The organism is Mycobacterium sp. 1245852.3 (assembly GCF_001669335.1).
GTDB lineage: Bacteria > Actinomycetota > Actinomycetes > Mycobacteriales > Mycobacteriaceae > Mycobacterium > Mycobacterium europaeum_A.
In genome coordinates this window covers 1-7,750 of sequence record NZ_LZLL01000469.1, presented here as the reverse complement: position 1 = coordinate 7,750, position 7,750 = coordinate 1, and the positions used below count along the sequence as shown (strand labels likewise).

At 68.6% G+C, this 7,750-nt stretch carries 9 protein-coding genes and 1 pseudogene; 7 read left to right on the top strand and 3 right to left on the bottom strand.

Features of this window, described 5'->3' with window-relative positions; translation table 11 throughout:
* The 5 genes and pseudogenes from A9W96_RS20825 to A9W96_RS20805 form a co-directional block, all read left to right on the top strand.
* Positions 1 to 604 (top strand): annotated as a pseudogene (locus A9W96_RS20825) (non-ribosomal peptide synthetase); the annotation flags it as partial.
* Positions 601 to 1,887 (top strand): NADPH-dependent L-lysine N(6)-monooxygenase MbtG, encoded by a 1,287-nt coding sequence (mbtG, locus tag A9W96_RS20820; RefSeq protein WP_067142675.1) that lies wholly within the window; start codon positions 601 to 603, stop codon positions 1,885 to 1,887. The pseudogene A9W96_RS20825 and the gene mbtG, both read left to right, overlap by 4 nt.
* The gene (locus tag A9W96_RS20815) at positions 1,868 to 2,083 is read left to right on the top strand and encodes an MbtH family protein (RefSeq protein WP_067022754.1); all 216 of its coding nucleotides are present in this window, start codon (positions 1,868 to 1,870) and stop codon (positions 2,081 to 2,083) included. The genes mbtG and A9W96_RS20815 overlap by 20 nt, the downstream gene beginning before the upstream one ends.
* Positions 2,084 to 2,302: 219 nt before the next feature.
* A complete protein-coding gene (locus A9W96_RS20810) occupies positions 2,303 to 2,833 on the top strand; it encodes a hypothetical protein (protein WP_067022751.1) in 531 nt (176 codons plus the stop codon).
* A gap of 263 nt (positions 2,834 to 3,096) precedes the next feature.
* On the top strand, positions 3,097 to 3,618 hold the full coding sequence (locus A9W96_RS20805) for a hypothetical protein (RefSeq protein ID WP_066867777.1): 522 nt from the start codon (positions 3,097 to 3,099) through the stop codon (positions 3,616 to 3,618).
* On the opposite strand, the gene A9W96_RS20800 is transcribed toward A9W96_RS20805, so the two are convergent.
* From A9W96_RS20800 to A9W96_RS20790, 3 genes are all read right to left on the bottom strand, one after another.
* Positions 3,612 to 4,499 (bottom strand): sigma-70 family RNA polymerase sigma factor, encoded by an 888-nt coding sequence (locus A9W96_RS20800; protein ID WP_067142672.1) that lies wholly within the window; start codon positions 4,497 to 4,499, stop codon positions 3,612 to 3,614. The genes A9W96_RS20805 and A9W96_RS20800 overlap by 7 nt on opposite strands.
* Positions 4,496 to 5,092, bottom strand: a complete 597-nt coding sequence (locus tag A9W96_RS20795; RefSeq protein WP_067142668.1) for a carboxymuconolactone decarboxylase family protein — start codon at positions 5,090 to 5,092, stop codon at positions 4,496 to 4,498. Before A9W96_RS20795 ends, A9W96_RS20800 begins: the two co-directional genes overlap by 4 nt.
* 83 nt (positions 5,093 to 5,175) lie before the next feature.
* Positions 5,176 to 5,490, bottom strand: coding sequence for a type II toxin-antitoxin system VapB family antitoxin (locus tag A9W96_RS20790; RefSeq protein WP_066867769.1), 315 nt, complete (start codon positions 5,488 to 5,490; stop codon positions 5,176 to 5,178).
* Between the two features lie 214 nt (positions 5,491 to 5,704).
* On the opposite strand from A9W96_RS20790, the gene hrcA reads away from it, so the two are divergent.
* Together hrcA and dnaJ are read left to right on the top strand one after the other, a co-directional pair.
* Entirely contained in the window at positions 5,705 to 6,736 is a 1,032-nt protein-coding gene (gene hrcA, locus A9W96_RS20785; RefSeq protein ID WP_066867767.1) for a heat-inducible transcriptional repressor HrcA, read from the top strand.
* Between the two features lie 57 nt (positions 6,737 to 6,793).
* A partial coding sequence (gene dnaJ, locus A9W96_RS20780) for a molecular chaperone DnaJ (RefSeq protein WP_067142665.1) occupies positions 6,794 to 7,750 on the top strand: 957 nt, incomplete at its 3' end.

Below are 7,750 nucleotides of genomic sequence, written 5' to 3'. Positions count from 1 at the left end.
GGGTCTGCCGTTGCCCACGCTGCTGGTCACCGCCACCGCGGCGACGGTGACCCGCTGGCGCGAGCTGCGCGGCCAGCCCACCCCGCCACCGCTGCTGGCGCTCGAAACACACGGCCGCGCAGACGGTTTGGTGGACGGCCCGGGCGCACACACCATCGACACCAGCGACACCGTCGGGCTGCTCAGCTCCATCTACCCGGTGAGGCTGGACTCGACCGACCCGCGCAGGGTGGGGGAGCAGCTGGCTTCCATCCCCGGCGACGGACTCGACTACGGGTTGCTGCGCTACTTGCGGGCCGACACCGCCGAGCGGCTCGCCGGCTTCCGGCCCCCGCAACTGCTGCTGAATTACCTCGGCGCCGCCCACGCCGACGGCGGCACGGGGCTGCGGCTCGAACGCGAGCTGCTCGCCGGCGCGTCGCCGGTGCCGGAGCCGGAGCTGGCCGTGCGCCATGAGCTCACCATCGCGGCGATGGTGCTGACCTTTGGCGGGGAGCGGGTGCTGGCCGCGCAGTGGCGCGCGCTGCCCGACATTCTCGATGACTCCGATATTGCGGCGCTGCAAGAGCTTTGGATCGAATCACTGCGGGAGATGGTGAAATGAGCACACTGGCGATCGTGGGGGCCGGCGCCAAGGCGGTGGCCGTCGCGGCCAAGGCCTTCGCGTTGCGCGAGATGGGCGTCGAGGTTCCCGACGTGGTGGCCGTGGAGCGGATCGGTGTCGCGGCGAACTGGCAGGCCAGCGGCGGATGGACCGACGGCGCGCACCGGCTCGGTACCAGCCCGGAAAAGGACGTGGGGTTTCCCTACCGCTCGGCGCTGGTGCCGCGCCGCAACGCCGAACTCGACGAGCGGATGACCCGCTACAGCTGGCAGTCCTATCTGATCGCCACGGCATCGTTCGCCGAGTGGATCGATCGTGGCAGGCCGGCACCGACGCATCGCCGGTGGAGCCAGTACCTGAGTTGGGTCGCCGACCACGTGGGCATGAATGTGGTGCACGGTGACGTCGAACGACTGGCGATCACCGGCGACCGCTGGGCGCTGCACACACACGAAACCACCGTGCACGCCGATGCCCTGATGATCACCGGCCCCGGCCAGGCCGAAAAGTCCTTGCTGCCCGGCAATCCGCGCATGCTGTCGATCGCCCAGTTCTGGGACCGCGCCGCCAATCACGACCGGATCAATGCGGAGCGGGTGGCGGTGATCGGCGGTGGCGAGACGGCCGCGGCAATGCTCTATGAGCTGTTTCGCCACCGGGTTTCGAGCATCACCGTGATCTCCCCGCAGGCCACGTTGTTCACCCGCGGCGAGGGATTCTTCGAGAACTCGCTGTTCTCCGATCCCACCAACTGGCCGGCCCTGACCCTGGCCGAACGCCGCGACGCGTTGGCCCGCACCGACCGTGGGGTGTTCTCGTCCAATGTGCAGGAGGCGTTGCTGGCCGACGATCGCATCCACCACCTGCGTGGCCGCGTCGCCCACGCGGTCGGCAAGGAGGGACAGATCCGGTTGACGCTGTCCACCAACCGCGGCAGTGAGAACTTCGAAACGGTACACGGGTTCGATCTCGTCATCGACGGCTCCGGCGCCGACTCGCTTTGGTTCGCACCGTTATTCAGCCAGGACGCGCTTGATCTGCTGGAACTCGGCCTTGGTGGGCCCCTGACCTCGGAGCGACTGGAGGAGGCGATAGGTTATGACCTGGCCGTCACCGACGTGACACCCAAGTTGTTCCTGCCGAACCTGTCCGGGCTCACCCAGGGGCCCGGGTTTCCCAACCTGAGCTGCCTTGGCCTGCTGTCCGATCGGGTGTTGGGATCCACCGTCAGCCCGTCCAAGTATCCCGTGAGAAGGAGACACGATGAGCGCCAACCCCTTTGATGACGAGAACGCGACATTCGTGGTTCTGGTCAACGACGAGGACCAGCACAGCCTGTGGCCGACCTTCGCCGACACACCGGCCGGCTGGCGGGTGGCGTTCGGGGCAGCAAGCCGCGCGGATTGCCTGCAGTACGTCGAACAGAACTGGTCGGACATCCGGCCCAAGAGCTTGATCGAAACGCTCGCCGCGGAGTAACCGGCCGCGTGCCTGCAGCGCCAAAACCCACTTGCGGCACAGGCCATTTAGCGTGTTTTCACACGTCGCGACCGTAGCGTCGTCGTAACGTGACCGACCCGAGACACAAAATCCCAAGTCACAGGGCACACTTACACCATCTTCAACCATGGAGACGTGTGACCGTGTGCGGCCATCCGCAGGATTCCGCCACGGTCCATGTGCATCGAAGGGGGACCTGTGAAATCCGTGAAGTCCATTGCCACGGGCGTGGCGGCCCTGACCGCCATTGGCGGCGCCGCCGCCGGCGTGGCTTCCATTGCAGCACCGATGGATCATGTGCAGTTGGCGGCCGTCGGCGCGCCACTGCCGCAGGATCCGCCGCCGCCTCCGCCCCCGCCGCCGGGCGCGCCGGGGCAGCTGCCGACGGCTGACCAGCTAGCCAACCTGTGCACCCAAGTAACCGACCCCGGCGTCAACTACCGGGACAAGAACAACCTCGTCGAAAACGGCATCCCTCAAAACGAGGGCATGGTGGCCGACCACGACCTGCGGAAGGCCTACCGCAACGGGAACTTCCCCGAGCAGTTCAACGTGACGAACATCGCGCCGGCGGGGCCGAACCTGGCCCAGGCCGACGTCGGCATCACCGGCCCGAAGTTCGCCGGGCCGGTCAACAAGCACCTGGTGTTCGTCAACCAGGGCGGCAACTGGGTCTTGCAGCACGACGCGGCGATCGCGCTGATCCAGGCGGCCACCGCGACGAACTAAGACACCGACGACATCGCCGAACCCCATGCGCCCCGCAACGCAGGCGCATGGGGGTTTGGCATATCGGGCCCACGGCGGACGCCCCCGCACAGCCGGCGCACAGTCTTCTCCTGTTGCCCGCACATCGGATGGCCGTAACGTATCGGTGCCGAGACACGAAATAACAAACGCAACGGGCACGCTGACACCGTCCACACCGCCACGAACCGGCGTTGCGGATCGCCAACCCTGCGTCGACATTCGTGCCCACCGAAGGGGGAACCATGAAGATCGTCAAAACCATCGCCACCGGGGTGGCAGCCCTGGCCATCGTCGGGGGCGTTGCCGCCGGCGTCGCCTCCACCGCAACCCCGAGTGCGCTGGCCGCCGGGGTGCGGCTCGCCACTGTCGGCGCGCCGCTTCCGCAGGACCCGCCACCGGCGCAGCCCGTCGCGGGCGCCAACCTGCCGACTCCCGATCAGCTGACCGGCGTGCTCACCAGCCTCGCCGACCCGAGTGTCCCGTTCGCCAACAAGAGCAATCTGGTGCAGGGCGGCATCAGCGGGATCGAAGCGCACGTCGCCGACAAGAAGCTGCAGAAGGCGGCGAAGAACGGCGACCTGCCGCTGTCGTTCGACGTCACGAACATCCAGCCGGCCGCGGCCGGTTCGGCCACGGCCGACGTTGCGGTCTCCGGCCCGAAGCTGACGTCGCCGGTCACGCAGAACGTCACGTTCGTCAACCAGGGCGGCTGGGTGCTGTCGCGGTCCTCGGCGATGGAGTTGTTGCAGGCCGCCGGTCAGTGACCCGCGCGTAATGCGCTCAGGTCCAACCTGGCGATGCGGGCCGGATCCGCGAGCACGTCGATCGCGCGGATCCGGCCGCCGCGCACCACGAAGGCCATGACGGACGCCGCGCGGCCGGCGACGAAGATCACCGCGCCCGCGGCGCCGTTCACGGTCGCCGAACGGACCTCGCGCTCCGGCCCGGCGTAACCGCGGGCCAGCCCGGCCACCTGCTGCGCGCCCTCGGCGCGGAAGACGGCGGTGCGGACACCGAAGTCACCACGCAACACCACGTCGGGATCGAGCACCGAAACCAGGCGGTCGAAGTCGCCGCTGCGCCCCGCCGCGAAGAACGCGTCGACCACCTCGCGTTGCGCGGCCACCGTGCCCTCGGGCGACGGATCGGCCTGCTCGATCCGGCGCCGCGCCCGGCTGGCCAGCTTGCGGGCTGCCTCCGGCGTCCGCTCGACGATGGCCGCGATCTGCTCGAACGGCACCCTGAAGACGTCGTGCAGCACGAACGCCAGCCGCTCGGCCGGCGGCAACGTATCCAGCACCACGAACAGCGCCAGCCCCACCGCGTCGGCCAGCATCGCGCGGTGCTCGGGGTCGGATTCGCCGTCCGCCTCCACGATCGGATCGGGCAGGCGGCCGAGATGTTCGTCGCGGCCCCGGGTTCGGCGGTCGCGCAACATGTTCAGGCAGATGCGCGCCACCACCGTGGTCAGCCAGGCGTCGAGATTGACGACGCCGTCCACGCCGGCGGTGCGGCTCAGGCGCAACCAGGCCTCCTGCACCGCGTCCTGGGCGTCGTCGATCGAGCCCAGCAGGCGGTAAGCGACGGCGCCCAGCTGGGGCCGGGCCGCCTCGAAGCGTGCCGCCAGAGACGCATCCGCCGTCATCGGCGGTCGGTCTCGGGCAGGGCGCACACCCGGTCACCGGAAAAGCCCGACGACCCGATGTCGAGCGCGATGTTGAAGCGGGCGCGCAGGTTGCCCAGCGTGATGACGTGGGTCAAGCCGACCAGCTGGGCGGTATCGAAGTGCGCGCGCAGCGCATCGAAGAGCTCGTCGGTCACCGCGACGGGGGTACGGCTGATCGCGGTGGCGTACTGCAGGATCAGCTTGTCGACGTCGGAGAAGCACGGCGCACTCTGGTAGTTGGCCAGGGCCAGCAGCTCCTCGTCGGTGATGCCCCAGCGCCGGGCGATCTGGGAGCCGAGGTCGATGCAGTACTCGCAGCGCACCGTCGTCGCCGCTTTCAACTCGGCCAGCGCCCGCTGGCGCGGGGTGAGGACGTCGAGTTTCGACTCGGCCTGCTCCAACCTGCCGTAGGCGTTGAGCAGTCGCGGGATGTGCGCGTACATCCGCAGCGGTTCCAGCATCCCCGCGGTTTCCAGCCCGGTCATCCGTGCGAGCTTGCGCCTCGTGAAAAAGAAGGCGATCTTGGCGCCGAGTCCGGCGTCGCGGTCGGAGACTCCTTGCAGCCGTGCCATGGCGGTCCTCCTGGCAAGTTGTGGCGGAAACCAACGTCCTTACCAGGTCGACACGCGGTGAGGCCCGAACGTGACCACTCGAATCACCTCGGTGGGTGCAGCGACATATCCATGTCATATACCCGCGCGTGCAGCACGGTGCGGTTCCGCAGCGCGGCGCGCACCGCGCGATGCAGGCCGTCCTCGAGATAGGTGATGCCCTTCCACCGCACCGCGTGCGGGAAGAGATCGCCGTAGAAGGTGGAGTCCTCGGAGAGCAGACGGTCCAGGGCGAGCACCGTTGTGGTGGTGACCAATTCGTCGAGCCGGATCTGCTGCGGCGGAATCTGCGACCAATCCCGATACGAGAGGTTGTGCTCGGGATACGGCTTGCCGTCGCGCACGCCCTTGAAGATCATCGGCCGACCCTTCCCGAATCGTTGCTCTGGCCCGACCGGTTCATTCTGGAAAGGCTAGCGGGACGCCGGTTGTTCCGGCGAGCAGACACAAAAGCACCCGAACGCGGACGGGCAGCGTGCTTTTGCGTCTGCTCGCGCTTCACCGGTGAGGTCGACGCCGCCCGGGCCCGTAAAATGAATCCGGTCAAGGCGGTATCGAAGGAGGTGGCGGCCGGTGGGAAGTGCCGATGACCGTCGGTTCGAGGTGCTGCGCGCCATCGTGGCCGACTTCGTCGCGACCAAAGAACCGATCGGTTCCAAGGCGTTGGTGGAGCGACATAACCTCGGCGTCTCGTCCGCCACCGTCCGCAACGACATGGCGGTGCTGGAGGCCGAGGGCTACATCACCCAGCCGCACACCAGTTCCGGACGGGTGCCCACCGAGAAGGGCTACCGCGAATTCGTCGACCGGCTCGACGACGTCAAGCCCCTGTCGTCGGCCGAACGGCGCGCGATCCAGAGCTTCCTCGAGTCCGGGGTCGACCTCGATGACGTCCTGCGCCGGGCGGTGCGGCTGCTGGCGCAACTGACCCGGCAGGTCGCCGTCGTGCAGTACCCCACGGCGTCGTCGTCCACGGTGCGCCACCTCGAGGTGATCGCCCTGACCCCGGCCCGGCTCCTGATGGTTGTCATCACCGACTCCGGCCGGGTCGACCAGCGGGTCGTCGAACTCGGTGACGTCATCGACGAGCACGAACTGGCCCAGCTGCGCGAGATGCTTGGCCAGGCGCTGGTGGGAAAGAAGCTGTCGGCCGCCTCGGTCGCGGTGGCCGACCTCGCCGGACAGCTGCGCAGCCCGGACGGCCTGGGTGACGCCGTCGGCCGGTCGGCGACGGTGTTGCTGGAATCCCTCGTCGAACACACCGAAGAGCGCCTGTTGTTGGGCGGTACCGCCAACCTGACCCGTAACGCGGCCGATTTCGGCGGCTCGTTGCGCTCCATCCTGGAGGCGCTGGAGGAGCAGGTGGTGGTGTTGCGGTTGCTGGCCGCCCAGCAGGAAGCCGGTAAGGTGACGGTGCGCATCGGCCACGAGACGGCCGCCGAGCAGATATTGGGCACCTCCGTGGTGACCACCGCCTACGGCACTTCCGACACCGTTTACGGGGGAATGGGTGTGCTGGGGCCCACCCGGATGGACTATCCGGGAACTATCGCCAGCGTTGCTGCGGTTGCCATGTATATCGGCGAAGTCCTGGGTGCTCGATGAACGCGCACCCGCAGGGTGGGTAGGCGCGGGGAAAGACCAGGTATAGGAGAGTCAAGCGTGGCACGCGATTACTACGGGCTGCTCGGCGTGAGCAGAAACGCCAGCGACGCGGAGATCAAGCGCGCGTACCGCAAGCTGGCGCGCGAACTGCATCCGGACGTCAACCCCGATGAGGCCGCGCAGGCGAAATTCAAGGAGATCAGCGTCGCCTACGAGGTGCTGAGCGACCCCGAGAAGCGGCGGATCGTCGACCTCGGCGGCGATCCGATGGAGAACGCGGCCGCGGCGGGCGGTGGTTTCGGCGCCGGATTCGGTGGCCTGGGCGACGTGTTCGAGGCCTTCTTCGGTGGCGGCTTCAGCGGCGGCGCGACCTCCCGCGGCCCGATCGGGCGGGTACGGCCGGGCTCGGACTCGCTGCTGCGCATGCGCCTCGACCTCGAAGAGTGCGCGACCGGCGTGACCAAGCAGGTCACCGTCGACACCGCGGTGCTCTGCGATCGATGCCAAGGCAAGGGCACCAACGGCGACTCCGCGCCGGTCCCGTGCGACACCTGCGGCGGTCGCGGTGAGGTGCAGACCGTGCAGCGCTCGCTGCTGGGCCAGGTGATGACGTCCCGGCCCTGCCCGACCTGCCGGGGCGTCGGCGTCGTCATCCCCGACCCGTGCCATCAATGCATGGGCGACGGCCGGGTGCGGGCCCGCCGCGAGATCAGCGTCAAGATCCCCGCGGGTGTCGGCGACGGCATGCGCGTGCGGCTCGCCGCCCAGGGTGAGGTCGGGCCCGGCGGCGGCCCGGCCGGCGACCTCTACGTCGAGGTCCACGAACAGCCCCACGACGTCTTCGTCCGCGAAGGCGACGATCTGCACTGCACGGTTTCGGTGCCGATGGTCGACGCGGCGCTGGGCGCCACCGTCACCGTCGACGCCATCTTGGACGGCGTCAGCGAAATCACCATCCCGCCCGGCACCCAACCGGCGTCGGTCATCACCCTGCGCGGCCACGGCATGCCGCAC